Annotated in this window: 1 protein-coding gene; it reads right to left on the bottom strand. The window is 46.3% G+C overall.

Annotated elements, in window-relative coordinates; translation table 11 throughout:
• A partial coding sequence (locus A596_RS05085) for a phage portal protein (RefSeq protein ID WP_039913085.1) occupies window positions 1-521 on the bottom strand: 521 nt, incomplete at both ends.

Below are 521 nucleotides of genomic sequence, written 5' to 3'. Positions count from 1 at the left end.
CCCGGAGCATACATAAATAAATTTTTAAAATTGCCCGGCCCCTTCGACTCCTTTAGTGCCTTACGCAAATTATCAACATCCTCTTGTTTCTGCGCTGCATCGGTCATGTACAAAATGAATCCCGCGTGACTGCCATTGGTGTAATACTTGCGACGAAACAAGGTAGCACCTTCGTTCAACTGGACGCTTTGTAATGCGCCAAGATAATCAGGTACACCGTAAATTTCCTGATTAATATCAGGTTCCATGATGTGAACAATGCTGCCCTGGTCAAACTGCTTTTCTTCGCCCGTATGGTGAACCCACCAATACTCGTCAGGTTTCAAACCAACACGCACATAGCGGGCAAGCGCAGGTTCAATTCTCATTAGGCGATCAAGTCTGCTACGCACCTGCTCACCGTACATGTTGCCAAGCACGATCAAATCCAGCGCAAGCCGAGTGAAATCCATCCGATTTAAAAATGGTGAAGGTTTAAAGGTTCGCAGCAAAATATTTCGCTTTACCTGCAATGCGGAGCC

This window comes from Cellvibrio mixtus subsp. mixtus J3-8 (assembly GCF_000766945.1).
Classification (GTDB): Bacteria; Pseudomonadota; Gammaproteobacteria; order Pseudomonadales; family Cellvibrionaceae; genus Cellvibrio; species Cellvibrio mixtus_A.
Note: the sequence above shows the minus strand (reverse complement) of the source record. Positions and strands in the feature narration are given on the sequence as shown.